This is a genomic window from Stenotrophomonas sp. Steno-C18, assembly GCF_056393195.1.
Window position 1 is genome coordinate 39,053 of the sequence record NZ_JBWJOX010000003.1, and the last position, 24,184, is coordinate 63,236.

Here is a 24,184-nt window from a genome sequence, read left to right on the forward strand (position 1 = left end):
CCTCTCCCTACGATACCGCGCCACTGCCTTGGACGCCCCCCTGTTCCCGCTGTTTGCCGACCTCTCCGGTCGCGCCGTGTTGGTGGTGGGCGGCGGCGCGGTGGCCGAACGCAAGGTGTTGGCGCTGCTGCATGCCGGTGCCCGCCCGCGGGTGGGTGCTCCGGAACTGACGCCGCGCCTGCGGGAGCTGGCCGATGCCGGCCGCCTGCAGTGGCTGCAGGGCAGCTTCGAGGACGCCTGGCTGGGCAAGGACATCTGGCTGGTCGTGGCGGCCACCGACGATGTCCCGACCAACCGCGCCGTCGCCGCCGCCGCAGGGGCACAGCGACTGTTCGTGAACGTGGTCGACGATGCCCGCCTGTCCAGTTTCCACGTGCCGGCGGTGGTCGAGCGCGGGCCACTGCAGATCGCCATTTCCAGCGGCGGTGCCGCACCGATGGTGGCCCGCCACGTGCGCCGCCAGCTGGAGCAGTTGTTCGACGGTGCCTGGGGCCAGCTGGTGGAGCTGGTTGGCCGCCACCGGCGCAGCATCCGCAGCCGTTTCCCGGAGCTGGGCGCACGCCGCCAGTTCTTCGACCGGCTGATCGAGAGCCCCCTGCTCGGCCTGCTGCGGCGTCGCCAGGACGGCGCGGCCGATGCCCTGCTGTCCGAGGCCATCGCCGGCGCGGTCGCTCCGGCCCAGGGCTCGGTAGTGCTGGTCGGCGCGGGCTCGGGTGACCCCGGGCTGCTCACGCTGGGGGCACTGCGCGCGCTCAACCAGGCCGACGTGATCCTCTACGACCGCCTGGTCAGCATCGAAGTACTGCAGCTGGCACGTCGCGATGCCGAGTACATCGAGGTCGGCAAGTCGGCCAAGGGCCACAGCACCGCGCAGCAGGACATCCATGCGCTGATGCTGGAGCACGCCCGCGCCGGCCGCCGCGTGGTGCGCCTCAAGGGCGGGGACGCCTTCGTGTTCGGCCGCGGCGGCGAGGAACTGCAGTTCCTGCGTGCGCATGGCGTGCCTTATGAGGTCGTGCCCGGCATCACCGCCGCCCTGGCCTGCGCCGCGTACGCCGGCATTCCGTTGACCCACCGCGACCACGCCCAGCAGCTGCGCCTGGTCACCGCGCACTGCAAGGACTCGATGGACACGCTGGACTGGCCGGAACTGGCCAAGGCCCGGCAGACCCTGGTGTTCTACATGGGCGTCGGGGCGCTGGAACAGATCCAGGCACGCCTGCTCGCTGCCGGACTGGTCGCCGACACGCCGTTCGCGCTGATCGAGAACGGCTCGCGCCGCGAGCAGCGGGTGATCACCGGCCCGCTGCATGCCCTGCCCGAAACCGCCCGGCAACACCAGGTGCAATCGCCCGCACTGCTGGTGCTCGGCGAGGTGGCGGCGTTGGCCGACGAGCTGCACTGGTTCGGGGCCGCGCCGTTGCACGGCAGGACCACCCCGCCCTCACCTTCCACAAAGACGCCGCCGACGACACTGGCCGACGCCGCCTGACCCCTCTTCCCTGGAGAACCCCATGGCCATCTACAACAGCATTCTGGACACCATCGGCAATACCCCGGTAGTCAAACTCAACCGCCTGGCGCCGGCCGGTGTGGATGTGTACGTCAAGGTCGAGTCGTTCAACCCGGGCGGCTCGGTCAAGGACCGCCTGGCCCTGGCCATCATCCTGGACGCCGAGAAGAAGGGCCTGATCAAGCCCGGCGACACCATCGTCGAGGCAACCTCGGGCAACACCGGCGTGGCACTGGCCATGGTCGCCGCCACACGCGGCTACAAGTTCGTCGCCACGATGGTGGAAACCTTCTCGGTCGAGCGCCGCAAGCTGATGCGCGCCTATGGCGCCAAGGTCATCCTGACCCCGGCCGCCGAGCGTGGCAGCGGCATGGTGCGCAAGGCCAGGGAACTGGCCGAGCAGCACGGCTGGTTCCTGGCCAGCCAGTTCGCCAATCCGGCCAACCCGGCCTTCCACCGCCAGACCACCGCCGCCGAGATCCTGCGTGACTTCGCCGGCAAGCGGCTGGACTACTTCGTCAGCGGTTGGGGCACCGGCGGCACCCTGACCGGCGTTGGCGAAGTGCTGAAACTGGCCCGCCCGGAGACCCGCATCATCGCCACCGAGCCGGCCGGCGCCGCGCTGCTGGCCGGCAAGGACTTCACCCCGCACAAGATCCAGGGCTGGACCCCGGACTTCGTGCCGGAGGTGCTCAACCGCGAGGTCTACGACGCGCTCTACTCGGTGCAGGACGAGCGCGCCATCGAGATCGCGCGCCGCCTGGCCGCCGAGGAAGGCATCTTCGTCGGCATCTCCTCCGGCGCCACGGTGGCCACCGCGCTGGAAGTGGCGGCCAAGGCCGAAGCCGGCTCGGTGGTGCTGGCGGTGGCCCCGGATACCGGCGAGCGTTACTTCTCCACCCCGCTGTTCGCCGACGTCAACGATGGCTCGGACGACGACTGGCTGGCCGGTCTGCCGTAACCGTCATTACTGGATGCATCCGTCGAAGGCCGCCTCCGGGCGGCCTTCGTGTTTGCCGCCCGCGACGTGAAGACGAATCGCGCCCGATGAGACGGGACCGGTGCAGACTGGCCGCGGGCAGGTCGCCCGGGTGTGCCGTCACACTTTTCTCATACAGGGAGCGGGAAGATCACAGCCATGAGCATCGAAGTCTGGCAGGGCGACATCACCGAACTGGCTGTTGACGCCATCGTCAACGCGGCCAACGAAACCCTGCTTGGCGGCGGCGGTGTGGACGGGGCCATCCATCGCACGGCAGGCCCGGGCCTGCTGGCCGAGTGCGAGCGCCTGCCGGAACTGCGGCTGGGCGTGCGCTGCCCGACCGGCGAGGTCCGCGCCACCGACGGCTACAACCTGCCGGCCCGCCATGTGTTCCACGCGGTCGGCCCGGTGTGGCGCGACGGCCGTTATGACGAGGCCGCGCTGCTGGCCAACTGCTATTGGCAGTCGCTGCGCCTGGCCGAACAGATGGGGCTGGAATCGATCGCCTTCCCGGCCATCAGCTGCGGGGTGTACGGCTACCCGCTGCACCAGGCCGCGACCATCGCCGTCACCGAAACCATGACCTGGCAGAAGAGCCACCCGCACCCGCTGCGCATCATCCTGGTGGCGTACAACGCGGCGGCCTTCAAGATCTACCAGCAGGCGCTGGCCAGGGAAGGCCTGAGCAACGAGCCGGCGGCACCGCCGCTGGTGCCACTGGTCGGGCTGGCGGCCGGCTGAGGCCGTCCCTTCGGTTCAGGAACGGCCCTTCCCCTGCCTGCGGCACAGGAAGGCAACGGTCATGCGCCGTCGAGGATTCCGGGCAGGCCGGGACTGCATCCCGGCCTGCCGATCAGATCTGGCCGCCGGTGCCGTAGACCCACGCATCGAAGAACGGCTGCAGCGATCGCCCTGCCGCCGCTTCCATCGCCTGCTGGAAATCCCGGGTCACCACCGAGCGCCCGTCATTGGCCTGGGTATAGGCACGCAGCCCCTGCCAGAACACCGCCTCGCCCAGTTCGCCGCGCAGGCGATGCAGCACGTAGGCACCCTTCTGGTAGACCACGGCGCGGTCATCGGCGCTGGGCCTGTTCCAGTCCGGATACACCAGCGCGCGGTCCGCCCCGCTCTCGCGCAGCTTGCCGATGCGTGCTTCCCAACGCGCCACCATCTGCTGGTACGCCGCCTCGCCCTGCGCATGCTGCAGCCACGCGGCGGTCATGAAGTTGGCCATGCCTTCGTTGAGCCAGAAGTGCTCCCAGCCCGCGCAGGTCACCCGGTTGCCCCACCACTGGTGGGCCGCCTCATGGGCCAGCAGGCCCTGCCGGCCCGGGTCGTCCAGCAGCTCCTTGCCATAGGCTTCGGACAGCAGCGACAGCCCCGCCATTTCCTGGCCGATCGTGCGCGCCACCAAGGCCTGATGATAGTCGCCGTTGTAGGCCAGCCCGGCGCGTGCGGCGAAGAAGTCGAGCATGTCACCGGTGGCGGCGAACACCTGCGCCAGCTCGGCATCGGTGCGGTCCACCGAATAGAAGTGCAGGTCGATGCTCCCGTGGCGCTGCTGCACGTGCCGGTACGGGCCGGCGGCGAAACCATAGACATAACCCGGCATCGGCGTGCGCAGCCGCCAGCGGCGCTCGATGCGGCCGTCGTCGAGCAGGCGGGACGGCATCACCTCGCCTACCGCGGTGGCCTGCACGGTGCCTGGCAGGCGCAGGGCAAGGTCCAGCGTGGCCCGTGCATCCGGCGCATCCAGCGAGGGCATCCATTGGCTGGTGGAGAAGACCGTGTAGGCCTCGTTGCGGGCGGGTGCGAACTCCAGCCCGAACGGTGGCTTGCCGTGGTAGCGCAAGGCCACGCTGGACGTTTCACCCGGTGCCAGTGGCGCGGGCAAGGTGATGCGCAGCTTGCCTTCGCCCTGCATGAAGTCCAGCGAAGCCTCGCCCTGGCGTACCACCGCAATCTGCAAGGCGCCGCTGTCCAGCTCCAGCTGCTGCAGCGGGGTGTCACCGGCGCGGAAGCGCACGACCTGTTCGCCCTGGATTTCACCGGCGGCGATGTCCAGGTCCAGCATGGTCTGGTAATGCAGCACCTGGAAGTTCCGCTCCGCCGCGATGCCGGACAGCGGCAACCACAGGGCCAGTGCCAACCACCACCGGTGCTGTTTTCCTTCGCGCATGTGCTGCTGCCTTGTTCGGGAAGCCGCGATTGTAGGGGCAGGTTGCTTCTGGGGCTTCTCCCTCCCCGGCTCTCCCCTTGGCTGCGCCAAAGGGAGGGGGCCCAAAGCGAGTGCTGCGATGACCTGACAGATCGTACTAGACCGCCCCCTCCCTTTGGCGCAGCCAAGGGGAGGGCTGGGGAGGGGTAAGCCCTTCCTTCCAAAGAGCAGAAACGAAAACGCCGGCACAAGGCCGGCGTTCCCGATCAACATGGAGCGGCGATCAGCCGTTCCACTTGCCCAGCGCCGCCTGGCCGTTTTCCTTGGCGCGCTCGAACACGGTCTTCTGTGCCGCGGCGTAGTTGCCCTTCATGTCCTTGGCCCACAGCTTCAGCGCGGCCTGCTGCATGGCGCGGCCGTAGGAGAAGCTCAGCGGCCACGGCAGGTTGCCCAGCTGGTTCATGGCGTTGAGGTGCGCGGTGGACTGCTCGTCGCTCTGACCACCGGACAGGAACACGATGCCCGGCATGATGGCCGGCACGGTCGACTTCAGGCACATCACGGTCGACTCGGCCACTTCCTCCACGTCCACCTGCTCGTCGCAGGTCTTGCCCGGGATGACCATCGAGGCCTTCAGGATGGTGCCTTCCAGCACCACGTTCTGCTGGTACAGCGCATCGAACAGCGAGCGCAGGGTGGCTTCGGTGACTTCGTAGCAGGTCTCGATGTCGTGGTCGCCGTCCATGATCACTTCCGGCTCGACCATCGGCACCAGGCCGCATTCCTGGCACAGGGCGGCATAACGGGCCAGCGCGTGGGCGTTGGACTCGATGCAGGTGCCCGACGGCATGCTTTCGCCGATGTTGATGACCGCACGCCACTTGGCGAAGCGGGCGCCGAGCTTGTAGTACTCCTGCAGGCGCTCGCGCAGGCCGTCCAGGCCTTCGGTGACCAGCTCGCCCGGGCAGCCGGCCAGCGGGTGCGCACCCTTGTCGACCTTGATGCCCGGGATCATGCCGTTGTCGGCCATGTACTTGGCGAACGGCACGCCGTCCTTGGTCGACTGGCGGATGGTTTCGTCGTACAGGATCGCGCCGGAGATGTGCTCGTTGAGCTTGGGCGTGGTCAGCAGCAGCTCGCGATAGGCACGGCGGTTCTCTTCCGTGTTCTCGATGCCGACGCTGGCAAAGCGCTTGGCAATCGTGCCGGTGGATTCGTCGATGGCGATGATGCCCTTGCCCGGTGCGACCATTGCCTGGGCGGTTTCAGCCAGCAGTTCGATGCTCATTGAGTTTCCTGTAACAGGGGTGCGGGAAAACCCGGATTATAGCCCGGCCCGCTCGCGAGCTGTCCGCCCGCAAGGTCTGGAACCGGTTTCAATCCGCCCTGTCAGGACAAATCTTGTCCGCCCCGATCAGCTTCCTGACCGGGGCGTTGTCTCACGCCCGCGCGATCAGAGTTCGCCCAGGCCGCTGGCGCGACCGTCCGCGCCCACTTCGAGCAGGCGCAGCGTGTTGGTGGCGCCATGGGTTTCCATGTGCTCACCACTGGTGAACACCACGCGGTCACCGGCTTCCAGCTGTTCGGCCTCGACCAGCAGACGGATGCTGCCACGCGCGGCTTCGCGCGGGGTCAGGCCACGGCTGTCGAAGTTGATCGGGAACACATCGCGCATCAGCGCCATCTGGCGGCGTGCACCGTCATGGCGGGTGACCGCGTAGATCGGCGCCTTGGCACGGAAGCGCGACAGGTAACGCGCGGTGCCACCGGATTCGGTCATCGCCACGATGGCACGCACGCCCACGTGCTGGGACAAGAACATGGTGGCCATGGCGATGGCCTGGTCGGCGCGCTCCAGGTTGCGCGGCGAGGCGTTGAAGTCGGTTTCGGTCTGGAACTGGCGTTCGGCGCCCAGGCAGATGCGGGCCATCGCCTCGACCGCCTTGACCGGGTAGGCGCCGGCCGCGGTTTCGGCCGACAGCATCACCGCATCGGTGCCGTCGATGACCGAGTTGGCCACGTCCAGCACTTCGGCGCGGGTCGGGATCGGGCTTTCCACCATCGACTGCAGCATCTGCGTGGCGGTGATCACCACCTTGTTCTGCGCCAGCGAGGCCTTGATGATCTTCTTCTGCAGGCCCGGCAGCTCGGCATCGCCGATTTCCACGCCCAGGTCGCCGCGGGCCACCATCACCACGTCGCTGGCCTCGACGATCTCCTCCAGGTTCTCGATGGCTTCGGTGCGCTCGATCTTGGACACCAGCGCCGCGTCGCAGCCATGCTGCTGGGCGATCGCGCGTGCGTCGTTCATGTCCTGCGCATTGCGGCAGAACGAGACGGCGATGAAGTCCACGCCGATCTTGGCGACGATGCCGATCAGTTCCTTGTCACGCTCGGTCAGCGCGCCCAGCGACAGGCCGCCGCCCTGCTTGTTCAGGCCCTTGCGGTCGGACAACACGCCATCGTTGAGCACGGTGTTGATGATGCGCTCGCCCTGCACTTCGACCACCTGCAGCTGCATCAGGCCGTCATCAAGCAGCAGCACGTCACCCGGGCCCACGTCCTGCGGCAGCCCCAGGTAGCTCACGCCCACCTGGCTGGCATCGCCGGACGGCGCGCTGCTGCTGGCGATCAGGTCGAAGCGGTCGCCCGCCTTGAGCGTGACCTTGCCTTCGGCAAAGCGTTCGATGCGGATCTTCGGGCCCGGCAGGTCGGCCAGGATGCCCACTTCCACGCCCACGCGCTGCGCGGCGGCGCGGACCTCGGCGGCGCGCTTGGCCTGGCCGGACGGATCGCCGTGGGAGAAGTTCAGGCGGACCACGTTGACGCCAGCGCGGAACAGCTCATCCAGTACCCCTGGCGCATCGGTCGCAGGGCCGAGGGTGGCAAGAATCTTGGTGCGGCGCTGACGTTCAAGCATTGTGCGAAGTCTCCCTATCGAAGCCGCCGAAAGTAGCACATCCATTGCATGACAACGATGTCGCATACGATTTCATAAGACACTTTCTGCACTGTCCCAAAGACAGCTGGGACAGCCTGTCTGGACATACCGTACGGCATGACAACGCGGGTCCCATCGCTGTCCCGAGCTGCATGCACCGGGAACATGATGGCGCAATGATGCGGCGATGTCCGGGCCGCTGCGTGGCGGAGAAGGGACATCCCCACCGGACAGACGGGACAGGCTGCGCCGTGCCCGCGGGCGGAACGCAACGCCCCGGGGGAACCCTGCCCTGAAATGCACAGGCCCCGCGAAGCGGGGCCTGTGCGTTCGTTCAACCGTGCAGTACCGCAGCCAGTTCGTCCGGCGTCTCCGCCAACCGCCCTGCCCCGGCGGCGAGCAGTTCCTCACGGCCGCCGAAACCCCACAGCACACCGACATTGCGCATGCCGTGGTGACGCGCGCCTTCGATGTCCATGCGGCGGTCACCGATCATCCAGCATTGCGCCGGCGCCAATGACAGCCGCTGCAGGGCCTCGGCAATCAACTGCGGCTTGTCGCTGCGCGAGCCGTCCGGCGTGGCACCGATGACGTCCTCGAAGCAACCGCCAAACGGCAGGTGCTCGATGATGCGCTGGGCATGCGGTTCGTTCTTGGCGGTGACCACGGCCAGGCGATGCCCGGCCGCGTGCAGGCCCTGCACGACCTCACCGATACCGGCGTAGATATCGTGCTCCTGCCAGCCAAGCACTTCGAAGCGCTCGCGGTACAGCTCCACTGCCTGCTCCACGCGCTGCGCATCATTGAACAGCGGGCCGAAGCTGGTGCGCAGCGACGGGCCGATCCACTTGCGCAGCGCGGCCTCCGGCGGAACCGGTTGCTGCATCTTCTCCAGTGCGTAGGCCACGCAGCGGGTGATCCCGACGGCCGAATCAATCAGCGTGCCGTCCAGATCGAAGAAGAACACATCCCGGCTCACTGACCGCGGGCCTCCAGCGCGGCCACCGCCGGCAGGGTCTTGCCTTCCAGGAACTCCAGGAACGCGCCGCCGCCGGTGGAGATGTAGCTCACTTCCTTGGCGATGCCGTACTTGTCCACGGCGGCCAGGGTGTCACCACCGCCGGCGATGGAGAACGCCTGCGAGCTGGCGATGGCGCGGGCCAGTGCCTCGGTGCCCTTGCCGAACGCGTCGAACTCGAACACGCCAACCGGGCCGTTCCAGACCACGGTACCGGCCTTGGCGATCAGTGCGGCGTACTGCTCGGCGGTCTTCGGGCCGATGTCCAGGATCATGTCGTCGGCACCCACCGCATCGACCGCCTTGACCGTGGCCGGCGCGTCGGCGGCGAACGCCGGTGCGACCACCACGTCGACCGGCAGCGGGATTTCGGCGCCGCGCGCCTTGGCCGCGGCGTCGATGTTGCGCGCGGTGTCGAGCAGGTCGTTCTCGACCAGCGACTTGCCCACGCCATGGCCTTCGGCCGCGATGAAGGTGTTGGCGATGCCACCACCAACGATCAGCTGGTCCACCTTGCTCACCAGGCTGGACAGCAGCTCCAGCTTGGTCGACACCTTGGAACCGGCGACGATGGCCAGCAGCGGACGGGCCGGGTTGGCCAACGCCTTGTCCAGCGCATCCAGCTCGGCCATCAACAGCGGGCCACCGGCGGCAACCGGTGCGAAGCGGATCACGCCATGCGTGGACGCCTGCGCACGGTGCGCGGTGCCGAAGGCATCCATCACGAACACGTCGCAGAGCGCGGCGTACTTCTTCGACAGCGCTTCGTCGTCCTTGCCCTCGCCCACGTTCATGCGGCAGTTTTCCAGCAGCACGATCTTGCCCGGGGCCACATCCACGCCGTCCACCCAGTCCTTGACCAGCGGCACGTCCACGCCCAGCAGTTCGGATAGCCGCGTGGCGACCGGTGCCAGCGAATCGGCCTGGCTCCACACGCCTTCCTTCGGGCGGCCCAGGTGCGAGGTGACCAGCACCGCGGCGCCCTTTTCCAGCGCCAGCTTCAGCGTCGGCAGCGAGGCAGTGATGCGCTGCTCGGAGGTGATCCTGCCGTTCTCGTCGATCGGCACGTTCAGATCCTGGCGGATCAGGACACGCTTGCCGGAAAGATCGAGGTCGGTCATGCGAACGATGGACATGGCAGTATCTGCTCCGCAGGGGTTAGGAAACCCCCATTTTCGCCCGCCCCGGCAACCGGGGCAAACCCGGGATTCGTTCCGATGCAGATACCGCTGCCCCAACCTGAACTGCACAGCAGCCGCCTGCGCCTGCGCGAGGTCCGCCAGGACGACGCCGCGGCCCTGTACGACATCCATTCCGACCCGGTGGTGATGCGCTACTGGAGCTACCCGGCCTGGACCGAACTGGCACAGGCCGAGCAGAAAGTGGCCGACATCCTGAGCCAACGGCGCGAGCAGGAAATACTGATCTGGGCGATCGCGGACAAGGCGAGCGACCAGTTGATCGGCACCGCCGTTGCCTTCGCGCTGAACCGCGACCAGGGCCGCGCCGAGATCGGCTACAGCCTGCGCCGTGACCGGCAGGGGCAAGGGCTGGCAGTGGAAGCGATGCGGCTGATCGTGCCCTACCTGTTCGATGTGCTTGAACTGCGGCGGCTGGAAGCGGACATCGACCCACGCAACGCAGCCTCGTGCCGGCTGGTGGAAACGCTTGGCTTCGTGCGCGAAGGCGTGTTGCGTGAGCGCTGGCGCGTCAACGGCGAGATCACCGATACGGCGCTGTATGGGCTGCTGGAACGGGACTTCAGGCGCGGGGAATGACCCGCAACGCGCCGATGCGATGCTTCATGGCGCTGCGGTTGCTGCAGGAGTGGAGCCTACCCCTCCCCAGCCCTCCCCTTGGCGGCGCCAAAGGGAGGGGGCGGTTCCGCGTGAGCTGTCGGGTCGCAGCACTGTCCGGCCACAGCAGAAGCCGCTCCTGGCCCCCTCCCTTTGGCGCAGCCAAGGGGAGGGCTGGGGAGGGGTAGCCTTCAAAAGCAAAAGCCCTGCGATCCAGCAAACCGGCAAGCGCCACCTCTCACTGCTTTCCGGCCTGACCACTGCGGATCAGGCTGAGCGCAAACCCGGCCACCACCAACGCCCCCAACACCAGCACGGCCCATAGCACGAGGTTCTTCCAGTCGCGCGGCGTCTGAGCCGGCTGGTACGCCGCGTCACCTGCACGCTGCGCCTGCGCCCCCAGGCTTGCCGCAGCCGGTTGCCACTGCTGGCCGTTGCGTGCGCGCAGCGCATCCAGCATCGGGTCGAGCGCGGCCTGCGCCTGGCCCACGTTCGCGCTGCCCGCCACCAGCAGGTACGGCGCCCTGCCCTGCGCCAGGAACATCACGCTGCCCGGGCGGTAGCCCAATCGCAGCTCCGGGGCCTGCGCCGGCTCCGAACCGGGCTCTGCCTGCAGGCGCCATTCGCGGTCCGTAACCGTCCCGGAGGTCTCCAGCGGGGCCGAGCGCTGCTGCTGGCCGCCTTCGCTCAGGTTCCACGCATTCCAACCCTGGGTCAGGGTCTGCCAGTGCGGGGTCTGGCCGTCCGCGCCGGTGCGGTCCAGGTCGCGACTGGAAACCGTCCAGCTCACCGCACTGTTGGCCGGCATCACCACATCCAGCCGCTGCACCGGCAGGCGTCCCTTGAGCGTGTACAGATAGCCGTCACGGGCGTTGCCACCGGATTGCGCCTGCAGGACCTGCCATTGCCAGTCGCCGGCGTCGACCATGTCGGCCATCTCACCGCGCAGGCCGCGCAGGGCCGGCGCACCGTGCCGCTGCAGTGGCACCAGCCGCAGGTAGCGCAGGCCGCTCTCGACCTTGATGGTGGTGTTGCGCAGGGCACGGCCCTGGTTGTTCAACTGCACCAGCCGCACCTGCGGATCCAGCACCTGCCAGCCGCGCAGGTCATCGCTGCCTTCCAGGCGGTAGCCCAGGTCGAGCGTTGCCGAGGGGTCCGCCCAATCAACCTGCAATGCACGCAGCTTGCCGGCATCCTTGTCCAGGTCCACCAGCCACACCGGATCGGCACTACCCGCTTCTCCGGCCCGTGCCACCGAGTTGCGGATGGACAACACCTTGCCGCCGCCGTCCCGCTCGACCACCACGCTCAGGTCATCATCCGCCGTCGCTGCGGACACCGGCAGCGCGAACCAGGACAACTCCACCGTGCGCAGCGGTGCGGACAGCGGCATGGCCGCTGCGTACACCGCGCTGGCCACCGGCTTGCCATCGGCATCGAGCACGCGTACATCGCGCAGGTCGCGCCAGTGCGCGGCGGCATACACGGAGGCATCCAGCGACACCCGGTACGCGCCCGCGTCCGGCTGGGACAACTGCAACGGCCATTGCCGGGCGAAATCGTCGGCAGCCTGCGCGCCCATCGGCAATAGGGCCAGCCACAGCAGACGCTTGATCATGCGGATACTTCCTCGTTGTTGTTCGTCGCTGCCGCGCGTCGCGGCGGTGCCGGGGCCAGCCAGCCCACCAGGGTGCACAGCAGGCCATAGGCGATGAACGCGCCAATGCCCAGCAGGTCGCCGAGGTTGCCACGATCGACCAGCAGCAGCTTGGCCAGCACTACGCCCATCAGGATCGCGCCGGCCAGCCACAGCCCCCATTGCCCACGCCGCGAGCCGGATACCCAGCCCACCACGCCCAGCAGGCTCCACACCACGGTCAGGCTGGTCTGCGCCAGCTGGGTGCCAAGCAGACGATCACTCCACGGCTCACCGCCCCACTGATGCACGGCGCGCAGGGTCATCACCGTCACCAGCACCAACGCGGCGACGGCCATCCCCACCAGCTGCGCCGGCGGCGCATGTCCGTCACGGCCCTGCCACACGCGCATGGCGACCAGCACCAGCACTGCGACCTCGGCCAGCTCCAACGGATTGAACAGCACGATCCAGGGTAGCGGCGCGGCGTTGCCGGCGCTGGCCAGCGAGCCCAGCCACCACAGGCCAAGCACGCCGAACACCGCCGCCTGCAATGCCAGGCGGTAGCGACCGAAAGCCTCGCCCAACGGTTGCGCCAGCCAGTTCCAGCGACGCAGCGACACCAGGCCGAGCAGCAACCAGGGCGATGCCAGCAGCAGCCCGACCCAGCCTTCGGCCAGCGTGAAACGCTCGCCGATGTGCCAGGCCAGCAGCGACAGCACGGTCGGCCACAACAGCCACCACGCCAACTGCGCCAGGCCCGCGATCACGCCGCTGCCGGCACGCAGGCACAACAGGCTGCGGATGCCGAGCACCGCGAACACCAGCCAGGCCCAGAGCCCGTATCCGGCAAACGGCTGGCCGTAGTTGTCGACCTGCAGGAATGCCAACGGGAACGCGACCACCAGGCATCCCAGCGTGGTCAACGACAACAGCAGGGCCGGCGCACGCCGCTGTACTTCGGCGGCCAGCCAACCGGTCACGCCGAACACCAGCAAGGCCACGTGCAGACGGCTGCTCCACGCCACATGCTGGTCGTTCTCGTGGAGCAGATTGCCCAGCCACCAGAGCAGGCCCCAGCCGTAGGCAGCGATGGCCACCGGCAGGCGACCTGCACCGCGGTACAACCAGGCGGTGGCCAAGCCAGCCAGCGCGATCAGCAACGCCCCCATGAAGGTCGCGTTAGCGATGGCCAGAGTGCCATAGCCATAGGCATTACCCGCACCGATGAGCAGCGCGCCGCCGGCCAGCACCTGCAGGCCGATACCGGTCCAGCGCGCGAGCCTGCGGTCCTGCATGAGCCCCAGCCACACCAGGCCGGCCCCCTCCAGCGCGAACACCGAAGCGGTGACGCGCGCGGACAAGGCCAGCGGCACCGCCAACGTCGCAAAGCCCACCGCCAGGATCGCGTAACCGCGCGCCAGCACGTCCAGGCGCTCCTTGTGGATCAGCGCCTTGGCCAGCAGCGCATACACCACCGCCACGCCCAGCGCGCACAACGCCAGCGGCATGCGCTCGCCCTGCAGCAACCCTGCCTGCAGCGAGAACGCGATCAACGGCGTGCCGAACAACAGGCAACCATCGATGCGGGCGCTGCCCGGCGTGCTTGCCTTGCGTGCATACAGCAAGGGCAGCAGCAGGTAGAACACGAAGAACAGCACCAGGAACGGCTGGGTGCTGTTGAACTTGGCCGGTGCGTACTGCAGCACGCCCCACAGCGTGCCGATGCCCCAGGTGAAGGCGAAGCCCAGCAGGTTGAGGATGCGCCACGGGCGTACCCAGGCGATGGCGAAGATGCCGGCGTTAAGCAGCGCGTAGTACGAGAACAGGCCCACGTGGTTGCCACTGTTGCTGGACAGCCAGATCGGCGCCATGAACCCGGCCAGCACCCCCAGGATGGCCAACGTACGTGACTCCTGCAGCACCGCCATCACCGACAGCCCGGCGATCAACACCACGCTGATCAGGAACGCGGGCACCGCATCGATGAAGCCGTAGATCTTGAACGCCGCAAACACGGTCAACAGCAATATGCCGATGCTGCCCCCCTGCAGCGCCAGGGCGAATGTCCGGTGGATTTCACGCTTGCGCCAGGCGAAGACCAGCCCGACCAGGGCCGCCACACTGACCGCCACCAGGCGCATCTGCGCGGAGATGCTCACCCAGCCCTGGTCACTGGCGTACTTGAGCAACGCCGCGACACCGGCCAGCAACACCAGCATGCCCACCTTGACCGGCACATTGCCGCTGGTGAACCACTGGCGGACACGTTCGATGCCACGTTCGATGAAATTGGGCCCGGAGGGCGCGGCCGGCGCGCGTCTCGGCTCCGGGGTTGGTTCCGGGATCGGCTCTACCGGTGCCGCAGACACGCGGACCGGCTCCGGCAAGGGCGGTGGTGCGGGAGCCGCCGACGTCACGTCGAGCGGCGGCGCTGCCACGGCCGGCGCCGTTTCGGGGATGGCCTCCGGCAGCTGCGTGGCTAGCTCCTCGAATGCGTCGGGTTGCATCCAGCCGTAGGGCCGCTCTGCCTCGGTGGCGGACGCCGGCCCCTGCGCTGCCAATACCGCCTCCAGCGCCGCGACCCTGCGCTTGAGCGAGGACACCGACACCAGCGCGATCAACAGCAGCACCGGCATCGCCAGCACCACGATCAGCAGCAGGATCCCGAACAACCACAGTATCTCTTCCATTACCGTCCTTGTACCCCGTCAGGTGCCGCACCACCTTAATCACGCGCTTGGGAAACGCAAGCCGTCACGCGACTACTTCACGCGTAGATAACATCCCTCAAGTCGCCGCAGCCACCGCCTCCCGGGCATCGAAGTCGCGGCGCGCCGCATCCATCACCTCCCGGTGTTCATCGGCCCAGTGCAGCAGCGCATCCACCGGCTGCAACAGTGAACGCCCCAGGGCGGTCAAGGCGTAGTCCACCTGCGGCGGCACGGTGGGATGCACCGTGCGGCTGACCAGGCCATCGCGTTCCAGCGCCTTCAAGGTACGCGCCAGCATCCGCGGCGAGATGCCCTGCAGCTCGCGGCGCAATGCGTTGAAACGCAGCGCCTGCGCCCGCAGGGCGATCACCGCCAGCAGGCTCCAGCGCTCACCGACCCGTTCCAGCAGCAGGCGCATCTGTTGGCAGTACGCCGCCCCCTGCTCGCGGCCGCGCACGGTATCACCGGTGTGAGTAGCTGCCATCAACGTGCCTCCTTGTGCCGCCGAACCGTGCGCCCCATCAATAGACCATGCCGATGGCTCGGCCGCCAAGTACGCCGGGCCCCGCGTCCCGCATCCGCGCAAAGGAGTTCCCATGTCCGACCTAATCCTCCGCAACGAGCCGCTCGGCCGCCCCTGGCCCGGCACCGACCCGTTCCTGTTCTGCATGCACCACCTGGACCACTACCCTGCGGCCACCGCCGAGCAGGGCGTGGACATGCGCCAGCTCGGCGGGCGTGAACTGGGCCAGGACTTCAGTGGCAAGGACGGCTGGAGCATGTACCACGGCGTCACCGTGCCCGGTTTCCCGGCCCACCCGCATCGCGGCTTCGAGACCGTCACCATGGTGCCGCAGGGGCTGGTCGACCATGCCGACTCGCTCGGTGCCACCGCGCGCTATGGCGACGGCGACGTGCAGTGGCTCACCACCGGCCGCGGCGTGCAGCACTCGGAGATGTTCCCGCTGCGCGAGCGCGGGCAACCCAACCCGCTGGACCTCTACCAGATCTGGTTGAACCTGCCGCCGCGCAACAAGATGACCGACCCGGAGTTCGTGATGCTGTGGGGCGAACAGGTCCCGTGGTACCGCCATGAAGGTGCGGCGGTCAAGGTCGTGGCTGGCCGCTACCAGCCGCAGGAGTCGGCACAGGCCGCCATCGTGCCGCTGGCGCCGGCGCGCAACTCCTGGGCTGCCAACCCGGACGCCGACGTCGCCATCTGGCAGATCCTGCTGCAGCCGGGAGCGACCTTGACCCTGCCAGCCGCGACCGGCACCGGCACCCGGCGCACGCTGTATGTGCACGGCGGCCAGCAGCTGGAGGTGGATGGCAGCCCCGTGGCCAGCCCCCGCCTGCTGGAAGTCGCCGCCGATGCCACGCTGCCCCTGCACAACACCGGTACCGAACAGGTCCGGATCCTGCTGCTGCAGGGCGTGCCGATCGGCGAACCGGTAGCGGCTTATGGCCCGTTCGTGATGAACACCGCCGGGGAGATCGAACAGGCCCGCCGCGACTATGGGCGCACCCAGTTCGGCGGCTGGCCGTGGCCCAGCTACGGCCCGGTACATCCGGCTGGACAGGGACGCTTTGCCAGGTACCCCGGCAGCGACACCATCGATACACCACCGACCGCCTGATCCCGGCAGCAAGGCACCCTCGCCCGGGCCGGCACGGTGCATTCCCCGCGACGGCGACCATTGATCGACGGCAAAAAGAAAGGGCGCCCTCAAGGCGCCCTTTCCCCATCCACGCAGCGTGCCGGTCAGGCAGCAACCACGCGCACCATTTCCAGGCACTTGTTGGAGTAGCCCCACTCGTTGTCGTACCAGCTGACCAGCTTGACGAAGGTGGAATCCAGCGCGATGCCGGCGTCGGCGTCGAACACCGAGGTGTGGGTCTCGCCACGGAAATCGGTGGCGACCACCTTGTCTTCGGTGTAGCCCAGGATGCCCTTCAGCGCGCCTTCGCTCTGTGCCTTCACTTCGGCGCAGATTTCGGCGTAGGTGGCTTCCTTTTCCAGCTCGACGGTCAGATCGACCACCGACACGTCCGAGGTCGGCACGCGGAAGCTCATGCCGGTAAGCTTCTTGTTCAGTTCCGGAATCACCACGCCGACAGCCTTGGCTGCACCGGTGGAGGACGGAATGATGTTTTCCAGGATGCCGCGGCCGCCGCGCCAGTCCTTGTTGGACGGGCCGTCAACGGTCTTCTGGGTGGCGGTAGCCGCATGCACGGTGGTCATCAGGCCGCGCTTGATGCCCCACTTGTCGTTGATGACCTTGGCCAGCGGGGCCAGGCAGTTGGTGGTGCACGAGGCGTTGGAGATGATGGCCTGGCCGGCGTAGGTCTTGTCGTTGACGCCGAACACGAACATCGGCGTATCGTCCTTGGACGGGGCCGACAGGATCACCTTCTTGGCGCCCGCATCAATGTGCTTCTGCGCGCTGACCTTGTCCAGGAACAGGCCGGTGGATTCGATGACGACATCGACGCCGACTTCGTCCCACTTCAGGTTGGACGGATCGCGTTCCTGGGTCAGGCGGATCTTCTTGCCGTTGACCAGCAGATCCTTGCCGTCGACCGCAACGTCAGCCTTGAAACGGCCATGCACCGAGTCGTACTTGAGCATGTAGGCCAGGTAATCCGGCTCGAGCAGATCGTTGATGGCCACGATCTCGATGTCGTTGCCGAAGTTCAGCACTGCCGAACGCAGCACGTTGCGCCCGATGCGACCGAAACCGTTGATGCCGACCTTGATTGCCATGTTCACAAGCTCCTGCAGCCGCAAGCCCGTTGCGGCGGGGGTTGAAAGGGGCCGCCATTCTAACAGGTGCGGCCCCCCGGCCGTGGCGCTGCGGGGAGCGCGGCCAGATGACCGCCAGCTGAGTGCAAACGGCTGTTTGATCAGGATCAAAGCGCCTCGGCGGTGCGCCCCGGACACTGGCGCCACCTCCACCACGTAACGGAATTACAACATGCGCAAGACCTCCGCCCTGTTGCTCTCCGGCCTGGCCGCCGCCATGGCCCTGGCCGCCGCTCCCGCCATGGCCCAGTCCAAGGGTGACTGGACGCTGGGCGTCGGCGTGCACGCCGTCGACCCGAAGTCCGATGCCGGTGACCTCAACGGCGCCGCCCTGGGCCTGGGCGCCCTGCCGACCAAGGTCGACAGCAGCGTCCGCCCGACCGTCACCTTCGAGTACTTCGTCGCCGACAACGTGGGCATCGAAGTGCTGGGCGCCCTGCCGTTCAAGCACGAAATCAGCATCGACGGCGTCGGCAAGGTCGGCGAGACCAAGCAGCTGCCGCCGGTCGTCTCGCTGCAGTACCACTTCGCCAACAGCAGCAAGGTCACCCCGTTCGTTGGCCTGGGCGTGAACTACACCAAGTTCTTCAGCACCGACAGCAAGGGTGCCCTGGCCGGCACCAAGCTGAAGCTGGAGGACTCCTGGGGCCTGGCCGCGCACGCCGGCCTGGACTTCGCCTTGAGCGAGAAGGGCGCGCTGCGCGTGGACCTGCGCTGGGCCGACATCGACTCCAAGGTCAAGGTCAACGGCAACACGCTGGGGACCGCCAAGGTCGACCCGCTGGTCTACGGCATGGCCTACGTCTTCAAGTTCTGAGCCACACCGGAACCTGCCGTACCCACGCCCTCCCGGCCTTGCCGGGAGGGCGTTCTGCCATGAACGGCATGCTGCCCGGCCATCGGCTGCCGCTAGAATGCGCCGATGAACAAGCCGTACCGACTCTCCGTTTCCCTCCTGGCTGTCGCCTTCACCGCCCTGCTGCCCGGCCACGCCCTTGCCTGGGGCGCACAAGGCCATCGACTGGTCGCGCGCGTGGCCGAAACCCGCCTGGACCCGCAGGCCAGGGCCGAGGTGGATCGCCTGCTGGCCACCGAACCCGGCGCCACGCTGTCCAGCATCGCCCCGTGGGCCGATGACCTGCGTTCGCAGGACCCCGGCCTGGGCCGCCGCTCGGCCGGCTGGCACTACATCAACATGGCCGAGGAAGGCTGCGACTACGACCCGCCCAAGCACTGCCCGAACGGCAACTGCGTGGTCGAAGCACTCAAGGCGCAGTCGCAGATCCTGGCCGACCCGAGCAAGTCCGACGCCGAGCGCCTGCAGGCGCTGAAGTTCGTCGTGCACCTGGCCGGCGACGTGCACCAGCCCATGCATGCCGGCTACGGCCATGACCGCGGTGGCAACACCTATCAGTTGCAGTTCAACGGACGCGGCACCAACCTGCATTCGGTGTGGGACAGCGGCATGTTCTACCCGCTGCAGTTGAACGACGACCAGTTCCTGGAGCGGCTTGAAGCCCTGCCCGCCCCGCGCGACGTCGGGCGCCCGCAACTGCAGCGCGATGCCACGCGCTGGGCCGAGCAGTCCTGCAGGCTGGCCACCCGCAAGGGCGTGTACCCGGACACCCGCAAGGTCGGCGAGGAGTACGCCGCCACCTGGCGCCCCGTGGCCGAAGCGCAGGTCCGCCTGGCCGGCGAACGCCTGGCGGCCCTGTTGAACGACCTGCTCGACAGGCACTGATCACCAGTGCCCGTTCCCCGGCGGCCGCCCGCCGCCGGGAACATCGCCTCAGCGCACGCCCGACTGGCTGCGCACCACCGTCCTGCCTTCGATCACCTCAAAGGTGAAGGCATAGGCCAAGGTCACCGGCACTTCCTCGATGCGCGTCGCGCCGCTGCAGTCATCCGCCGCACGCGGCGATACACCGGCGGGAAAGTGGCACCGTGCCGCCGGCACGAACGTCCACCGCGCGGTGGCGGCCTGGGCCGCCTGCAACAACCTCTGGTTGGCGGGATCGGCACCCGCCGCGCAGGCCGAATGGCCCAGCAGTGGCTCACTGCGCTGCACCTGTCCAGTGGCATCCAGGATCACCTGCACGCACACCGTGGTGGCCGGCAGTGACGGTTGCCGTGGATCCTGCGGCAGCTGCGGCGACGGCACCTGCACCGGTCGGGGCATGCGGAAGCCCTCGCTCGCCGCCAGCGTATAGGCATTGACTGACCCACCTGCCGCGCCGCTTTCCGGTACCAGCAGCCGCCGGTCGACGCTGTAGCTCGACGCTTCACGTTCCTGGACGACCGCGTGGCCAGCACAGCCGGACAGCACCAGCGCCAGTACGGCACCTCTCCCCCCACGCATGCTCAGCCCTCCGTCGCGTCGTCGGTGTGGGTCACCTCTTCGTCGAGGTCAAACCAGATCGGCACGCGCACCTTGCCGGCAACCGCCAGCCCGTCCCGGCGCGCCGGGGTGAAGCGCCATTGCCGAGCGGCCGCGATCGAGGCCGCATCGAATACGCCTTGCGGTCGCGACTGCACCACCGTGACGTCCGTGGCCGTGCCATCGGCCGCCACCTCGATCTCCAGCACGACCTTGCCACTGATGCCCTGATCCATCGCATCCAGCGGATAGGAGGGCGGCGCCTGCTGCTTGCTGATCACCACCACCTCGGCATCCCTGGCCGTCGCCACCGGAGAAGCGCGCATTTCCAGCGCCCATACCGAACGGCCGTCCGGCGTGGAGACCTGGATGCCAGCGGGCACCTCGGCGTTCATCAACAGCATCGGCGAGGACACCAGCACGCCATCGGCCTTCAGGCTCCCGCTCAGGCGCAGCAACTTCCCCTCCGGTTGCAGGGTGAATTCGCCGATCCAACCCACGCCCTTCTCCGAGGTCATGCGGAATGAGAACGGCTGTCCCAGTGGCTGGCGCAGCTCAAAGGTCTGCCGCGTGCCATCGAGCGTGGCGGTCACCACCACGCCATACAACGACAGCGGCGCCGCCTCCGTGCTGCGCGCCGGCTGTGCCGCCCATGCCGCATACCCCAGGCCCGAGGCCAACAGCGCCGACACCACCAGCATCGTCGCCCATTGCTTCTTTCCGGGTACAGGTCGCTTCAGCATGGCAATGCGCTCCTTCAATGGATGGTGGTCGTGCCAATGGCAACCCACAGGCAACGGGGACAACGCCAGCCCGGTTTTCAGCATGGCGTTGCCGTAGCTGCGACGTGCGCCACGGCTGCCGGCGATGACGCGCTCGTCGCAGGAAAACTCCTGGTCCTCGCGACAGCGCCGCACGGCCAGTGGCAACAGCGGGTTGAACCAGTACAGGCAGCGCAGCGCGGCCCACAATGCGTTGATGAGGATGTCGCCGCGGCGCAGGTGCACCTGCTCATGGCGGACCACCAGCTGCTGTTCAAACCGCTCGTAACGGCGCTCGAAGTCCGCCGGCAGCACGATGCGCGGCCGCAGCACGCCCATCGCGGCCGGCAGGCCGACAGCCCCCTGCGCCTGCCACAGGCCGTCACCGCGGCGCTCGACCGGCCCAAGCCCACGCAGGAAGCGCCGCTGCTGCACCCACAGCCCGGCCGCCATGCACAGCACGCCGGCGGCCCACACGAGCAACCACGCAACCGGACCAAGTGCCGCTTGGACCGGCGCCGCCAGCACCTGGGTGACCGGCCCCACCATCGCCGCTGGCAGCATCGGCGTTGCCACGACCTGCGGCGCAGGCAGCAGCACCGCTCCCAACGCCACCGGCACCGCCAGCCACAGCAGATACGCCGCGCTGGCCCCCAGCCAGCGGCGCACCGGTCCGCGCAATGCCAGCACCAGCAGCATCGCCGCACTGCTGGACAGCGTGGTCTTCAGCAGCACCTGCAGCAGCTCAACGCTGTTCATCGTCCAACTCCTCCAGCAGGCGGCGCAGTTCGGCCACGTCCTCGGTGCTGAGCTTGCGGTGCTGGCTGAAATGCGCGACCAGCGGCGCGACGCGACCATCGAACAGGCGATCGATCAGGCTGCGGCTCTCTTCCTGCACCCATGCATCGCGCTGCACGAGCGGCGAGTACAGGTAACGTCGCCCCTCCTTCTCGGCGGCGATGGCGCCCTTGTTGAGCAGGCGGTTGAGCAGTGTCTTCACCGTGGCCTCGGCCCAGTCGTTGCCACCGGGCAGGCGCGCCATCACCTCATCTGCCGAGAGCGGGTGGTCACCCCACAGCACCTGCATCACCACTGCTTCGGCCTCGCTGATCCGGATCATCGTTTACGCCTGTAAATTTTATTCGATTACACGAGTAAACGAATCCCCTGTCAAGCGTCCACAGGGAGATTCAGGCCCTGCGTGCTGTAATGCAGCCGACCACGCAGGAACCGTGCCCATGCCGCAACACCTGACCGATCTGGATGCTGCCGTCGACTGGCTGCTGGCCCGTGTGGACGGCCCCCTGCGCATCGCCGCGCCGCTGGCATTGGGCAAACCGCATCGCCTGCTCAACCAGCTCTATGCACGCATCGAGAACGATGCCGCGCGCCCGCTGCAGCTGTACACCGCGTTGTCGTTGAATCCGCCGATGGCCAAGGGTGATGGGCTGGAGGCGCGCTTCATGCGTCCGTTCGTCGAGCGCCACTTCGGCACGGATTTCCCGCGTTTGGCCTACGCCGATGCGATCCGCCGCGACGCCCTGCCCGCCCATGTGCAGGTGGAGGAGTTCTACATGCAGTCCGGCGCCCTGCTCGGTTCGCGGCAGGCCCAGTGCGGCTACACCAGCCTCAACTACACCCATGCCGCCGACGCGGTGGCACAGCGCGCACCGCATGTCATCGTGCAGAAGGTGGCATTCCGCGAAGGCAACCGGCGGCTGTCGCTGTCCTGCAACAACGACATCACCCAGGACACGCTGGACGCCATCGCCCGCCGCGGCCTGCCGCGCCCCCTGCTCATCGCCGAAGTGGACCCGCAACTGCCCTGGCTGGGCGGCAGCGCCACGGTGGCCCCGGACTTCTTCGACCTGGTGGTGGTCCCGCCGGGGCCGTATCCGCAACTGTTCGGGTTGCCACGACAACCGGTGAGCGATGCCGACTACGCCATCGGCCTGTACGCCAGTGCCCTGGTGCGCGACGGCGGCACCCTGCAGATCGGCATTGGCACCCTGGCCGACGCGCTCAGCCATGCACTGGTCCTGCGGCATACCGACAACGCACGCTACCGGGCCATCATCGACGCGTTGGACCCGTCACTGGCCACGCACCCGCTGGTACGCGAAGCCGGGGGCCTGGAACCGTTCGAAGTCGGCCTGTATGGCTGCAGCGAGATGCTCAACGAGGGCTTCCGCGTACTGGTGCAACGTGGCGTGATCCGGCGCAAGGTGCATGAGGACCTGGCATTGATGCAGCGCCTGGCCAATGGCAGCGCCTACACCGCCGACCATGCGACCCTCGCGGCGGAAGGCGAGTACCTGCACGGTGCCTTCTACCTCGGCTCGCCGGAGTTCTACGACTGGCTTCGGCACCTGCCCGAAGAGGAGTGCCGGGCGATCGGCATGCGCCGCATCAGCGAGATCAACCAGCTCTATGGCGGCAATGAGGCACTGGAACAGCTGCAGCGCCGCGACGCGCGCTTCTTCAACTCCTGCATGATGGCCACCGCCCTGGGGGCAGCAGTGTCCGACGCACTGGAGGACGGCCGCGTGGTATCCGGCGTGGGCGGCCAGTACAACTTCGTGGCGATGGCCCACGCGCTGCCGGACGCGCGCAGCGTGCTGATGTTCCGCGCCGTCCGCGAGGAGGCCGGGAAGCCGGCCTCCAACGTGCGCTGGAACTATGGGCACACCACCATCCCACGTCATCTGCGCGACGTATTCGTCAATGAGTACGGCATCGCCGACCTGCGCCACCGCACCGACGAGGACTGCGTGATCGCCATGGCAGGGATCACGGATGCGGCGTTCCAACCCGCACTGCTCGAACAGGCCAAGGCCAGCGGCAAGCTGGCCACGGACTTCACCGCGCCGCCATCGTGGCGGCGCAATCGTGGCGATACCCTCGCTGCGGTGCTGGCGCCGTTCCGCGCCGATGGCGGCCTGCCGGACTATCCGTTGGGCAGCGATTTCACCGCCATCGAACAAGACCTGCTGCGCGCATTGACCTGGCTCAAGGCCAGCACCGCCACCCCCAAGGCCAAGCTGCGCACCGTCATGGCAGCGATGGCCCAGGCCACCGGCGACAACGATGCGATGTACCTGCAGCGGATGGGATTGGACACGCCCGGCACACTCGGCGACCGACTCAACGCACGACTGCTGCGGCTGGGACTGGCCCGCACGCTGCGCGCGGGTTGATGCCACGCGGTACCGTCGGGGGATTACCGTCGCTGCCGGCATCCCGGTGAGCTGAAGCGCAACACCATCGTCCCGGGACAGGCCATTCCAGACGTTTCCCATGGCATTGGCATGCCCGCAGGCATTCCATGGAGGTCGTGGCGCCGCCCCGTCGGTGGCCTCATCTGTACCGGACGCCCCATGCCCACCTCATCGTGACCCGACACCCGGGCATGCAGGTCGCCGGCAATCCGCAGGCCCTCATCCCGCCCTGCGCCTGCGGGGCGCGATGAAGGCGCATATCACGCA

The 24,184-nt window shown here is 68.0% G+C and carries 20 protein-coding genes; 8 read left to right on the top strand and 12 right to left on the bottom strand.

Translation table 11 applies throughout. From position 1 onward, the window contains the following. The first annotated feature begins 28 nt into the window (after positions 1–28). From cysG to AC06FE_RS07515, 3 genes are all read left to right on the top strand, one after another. Positions 29–1,492, top strand: coding sequence for a siroheme synthase CysG (gene cysG / locus AC06FE_RS07505; protein WP_478072693.1), 1,464 nt, complete (start codon positions 29–31; stop codon positions 1,490–1,492). A gap of 22 nt (positions 1,493–1,514) precedes the next feature. After that, positions 1,515–2,474, top strand: coding sequence for a cysteine synthase A (cysK, locus tag AC06FE_RS07510; RefSeq protein WP_478072694.1), 960 nt, complete (start codon positions 1,515–1,517; stop codon positions 2,472–2,474). 177 nt (positions 2,475–2,651) lie between these two features. Next, positions 2,652–3,236 (top strand): O-acetyl-ADP-ribose deacetylase, encoded by a 585-nt coding sequence (locus AC06FE_RS07515; protein WP_478072696.1) that lies wholly within the window; start codon positions 2,652–2,654, stop codon positions 3,234–3,236. 112 nt (positions 3,237–3,348) lie between these two features. Here AC06FE_RS07515 and AC06FE_RS07520 read toward each other — a convergent pair whose 3' ends face one another. The 5 genes from AC06FE_RS07520 to AC06FE_RS07540 form a co-directional block, all read right to left on the bottom strand. Further along, the gene (locus tag AC06FE_RS07520; protein ID WP_478072697.1) at positions 3,349–4,674 is read right to left on the bottom strand and encodes a M1 family metallopeptidase; all 1,326 of its coding nucleotides are present in this window, start codon (positions 4,672–4,674) and stop codon (positions 3,349–3,351) included. Positions 4,675–4,936: 262 nt separating this feature from the next. Continuing rightward, positions 4,937–5,941, bottom strand: a complete 1,005-nt coding sequence (locus AC06FE_RS07525) for a class I fructose-bisphosphate aldolase (RefSeq protein WP_132865427.1) — start codon at positions 5,939–5,941, stop codon at positions 4,937–4,939. A 165-nt stretch (positions 5,942–6,106) separates the two neighbouring features. Beyond that, positions 6,107–7,573, bottom strand: coding sequence for a pyruvate kinase (gene pyk / locus AC06FE_RS07530; RefSeq protein ID WP_192287489.1), 1,467 nt, complete (start codon positions 7,571–7,573; stop codon positions 6,107–6,109). A gap of 355 nt (positions 7,574–7,928) precedes the next feature. Further along, complete coding sequence (locus AC06FE_RS07535; protein ID WP_323439190.1) at positions 7,929–8,573, bottom strand: HAD hydrolase-like protein; 645 nt, start codon at positions 8,571–8,573, stop codon at positions 7,929–7,931. Continuing rightward, positions 8,570–9,748, bottom strand: a complete 1,179-nt coding sequence (locus AC06FE_RS07540; RefSeq protein ID WP_446540102.1) for a phosphoglycerate kinase — start codon at positions 9,746–9,748, stop codon at positions 8,570–8,572. Before AC06FE_RS07540 ends, AC06FE_RS07535 begins: the two co-directional genes overlap by 4 nt. Before the next feature lie 81 nt (positions 9,749–9,829). Between AC06FE_RS07540 and AC06FE_RS07545 the strand changes: the two genes are divergently transcribed. Next, positions 9,830–10,390: a GNAT family N-acetyltransferase gene (locus tag AC06FE_RS07545; RefSeq protein WP_478072698.1), complete on the top strand. Its 561-nt coding sequence runs from the start codon at positions 9,830–9,832 to the stop codon at positions 10,388–10,390. A 256-nt stretch (positions 10,391–10,646) separates the two neighbouring features. Here AC06FE_RS07545 and AC06FE_RS07550 read toward each other — a convergent pair whose 3' ends face one another. The 3 genes from AC06FE_RS07550 to AC06FE_RS07560 form a co-directional block, all read right to left on the bottom strand. Continuing rightward, positions 10,647–12,026, bottom strand: a complete 1,380-nt coding sequence (locus AC06FE_RS07550) for a DUF3999 domain-containing protein (RefSeq protein ID WP_478072699.1) — start codon at positions 12,024–12,026, stop codon at positions 10,647–10,649. Continuing rightward, entirely contained in the window at positions 12,023–14,737 is a 2,715-nt protein-coding gene (locus AC06FE_RS07555; protein ID WP_478072700.1) for a DUF2339 domain-containing protein, read from the bottom strand. Before AC06FE_RS07555 ends, AC06FE_RS07550 begins: the two co-directional genes overlap by 4 nt. A gap of 97 nt (positions 14,738–14,834) precedes the next feature. Beyond that, the gene (locus AC06FE_RS07560; protein ID WP_478072701.1) at positions 14,835–15,242 is read right to left on the bottom strand and encodes a winged helix-turn-helix transcriptional regulator; all 408 of its coding nucleotides are present in this window, start codon (positions 15,240–15,242) and stop codon (positions 14,835–14,837) included. Positions 15,243–15,354: 112 nt separating this feature from the next. Here AC06FE_RS07560 and AC06FE_RS07565 point away from each other — a divergent pair, with 112 nt between their 5' ends. Then, positions 15,355–16,395, top strand: coding sequence for a pirin family protein (locus tag AC06FE_RS07565; protein ID WP_478072702.1), 1,041 nt, complete (start codon positions 15,355–15,357; stop codon positions 16,393–16,395). A gap of 125 nt (positions 16,396–16,520) precedes the next feature. Here the strand turns inward: AC06FE_RS07565 and gap are convergent, their stop codons facing one another. Continuing rightward, on the bottom strand, positions 16,521–17,522 hold the full coding sequence (gene gap / locus AC06FE_RS07570; RefSeq protein WP_192287497.1) for a type I glyceraldehyde-3-phosphate dehydrogenase: 1,002 nt from the start codon (positions 17,520–17,522) through the stop codon (positions 16,521–16,523). A gap of 211 nt (positions 17,523–17,733) precedes the next feature. Here gap and AC06FE_RS07575 point away from each other — a divergent pair, with 211 nt between their 5' ends. Further along, positions 17,734–18,378, top strand: coding sequence for an OmpW/AlkL family protein (locus AC06FE_RS07575; protein ID WP_132865437.1), 645 nt, complete (start codon positions 17,734–17,736; stop codon positions 18,376–18,378). Positions 18,379–18,483: 105 nt separating this feature from the next. Then, positions 18,484–19,302 (top strand): S1/P1 nuclease, encoded by an 819-nt coding sequence (locus AC06FE_RS07580; RefSeq protein WP_313251966.1) that lies wholly within the window; start codon positions 18,484–18,486, stop codon positions 19,300–19,302. Positions 19,303–19,350: 48 nt separating this feature from the next. On the opposite strand, the gene AC06FE_RS07585 is transcribed toward AC06FE_RS07580, so the two are convergent. Genes AC06FE_RS07585 through AC06FE_RS07595 form a run of 3 tightly spaced genes read right to left on the bottom strand, consistent with a single transcriptional unit; the run spans position 19,351 to position 21,816 of the window. Further along, a complete protein-coding gene (locus tag AC06FE_RS07585) occupies positions 19,351–19,920 on the bottom strand; it encodes a hypothetical protein (RefSeq protein WP_478072703.1) in 570 nt (189 codons plus the stop codon). Between the two features lie 2 nt (positions 19,921–19,922). Next, positions 19,923–21,458 (bottom strand): TonB family protein, encoded by a 1,536-nt coding sequence (locus AC06FE_RS07590; protein WP_478072704.1) that lies wholly within the window; start codon positions 21,456–21,458, stop codon positions 19,923–19,925. After that, a complete protein-coding gene (locus tag AC06FE_RS07595) occupies positions 21,445–21,816 on the bottom strand; it encodes a BlaI/MecI/CopY family transcriptional regulator (RefSeq protein WP_132866204.1) in 372 nt (123 codons plus the stop codon). The genes AC06FE_RS07590 and AC06FE_RS07595 overlap by 14 nt, the downstream gene beginning before the upstream one ends. A gap of 121 nt (positions 21,817–21,937) precedes the next feature. Between AC06FE_RS07595 and AC06FE_RS07600 the strand changes: the two genes are divergently transcribed. Further along, positions 21,938–23,896 (top strand): acetyl-CoA hydrolase/transferase C-terminal domain-containing protein, encoded by a 1,959-nt coding sequence (locus AC06FE_RS07600; protein WP_478072705.1) that lies wholly within the window; start codon positions 21,938–21,940, stop codon positions 23,894–23,896. The last annotated feature ends 288 nt before the right edge of the window (positions 23,897–24,184 follow it).

Bases quoted from the DNA above. Each gene is read 5' to 3' on its own strand.
- cysK (WP_478072694.1), top strand. From the start codon at position 1,515: ATGGCCATCTACAACAGCATTCTGGACACCATCGGCAATACCCCGGTA.
- AC06FE_RS07515 (WP_478072696.1), top strand. From the start codon at position 2,652: ATGAGCATCGAAGTCTGGCAGGGCGACATCACCGAACTGGCTGTTGAC.
- AC06FE_RS07520 (WP_478072697.1), bottom strand. From the start codon at position 4,674: ATGCGCGAAGGAAAACAGCACCGGTGGTGGTTGGCACTGGCCCTGTGG.
- AC06FE_RS07525 (WP_132865427.1), bottom strand. From the start codon at position 5,941: ATGAGCATCGAACTGCTGGCTGAAACCGCCCAGGCAATGGTCGCACCG.
- pyk (WP_192287489.1), bottom strand. From the start codon at position 7,573: ATGCTTGAACGTCAGCGCCGCACCAAGATTCTTGCCACCCTCGGCCCT.
- AC06FE_RS07540 (WP_446540102.1), bottom strand. From the start codon at position 9,748: ATGTCCATCGTTCGCATGACCGACCTCGATCTTTCCGGCAAGCGTGTC.
- AC06FE_RS07545 (WP_478072698.1), top strand. From the start codon at position 9,830: ATGCAGATACCGCTGCCCCAACCTGAACTGCACAGCAGCCGCCTGCGC.
- AC06FE_RS07550 (WP_478072699.1), bottom strand. From the start codon at position 12,026: ATGATCAAGCGTCTGCTGTGGCTGGCCCTATTGCCGATGGGCGCGCAG.
- AC06FE_RS07555 (WP_478072700.1), bottom strand. From the start codon at position 14,737: ATGGAAGAGATACTGTGGTTGTTCGGGATCCTGCTGCTGATCGTGGTG.
- AC06FE_RS07560 (WP_478072701.1), bottom strand. From the start codon at position 15,242: ATGGCAGCTACTCACACCGGTGATACCGTGCGCGGCCGCGAGCAGGGG.
- AC06FE_RS07565 (WP_478072702.1), top strand. From the start codon at position 15,355: ATGTCCGACCTAATCCTCCGCAACGAGCCGCTCGGCCGCCCCTGGCCC.
- gap (WP_192287497.1), bottom strand. From the start codon at position 17,522: ATGGCAATCAAGGTCGGCATCAACGGTTTCGGTCGCATCGGGCGCAAC.
- AC06FE_RS07575 (WP_132865437.1), top strand. From the start codon at position 17,734: ATGCGCAAGACCTCCGCCCTGTTGCTCTCCGGCCTGGCCGCCGCCATG.
- AC06FE_RS07580 (WP_313251966.1), top strand. From the start codon at position 18,484: ATGAACAAGCCGTACCGACTCTCCGTTTCCCTCCTGGCTGTCGCCTTC.
- AC06FE_RS07585 (WP_478072703.1), bottom strand. From the start codon at position 19,920: ATGCGTGGGGGGAGAGGTGCCGTACTGGCGCTGGTGCTGTCCGGCTGT.
- AC06FE_RS07590 (WP_478072704.1), bottom strand. From the start codon at position 21,458: ATGAACAGCGTTGAGCTGCTGCAGGTGCTGCTGAAGACCACGCTGTCC.
- AC06FE_RS07600 (WP_478072705.1), top strand. From the start codon at position 21,938: ATGCCGCAACACCTGACCGATCTGGATGCTGCCGTCGACTGGCTGCTG.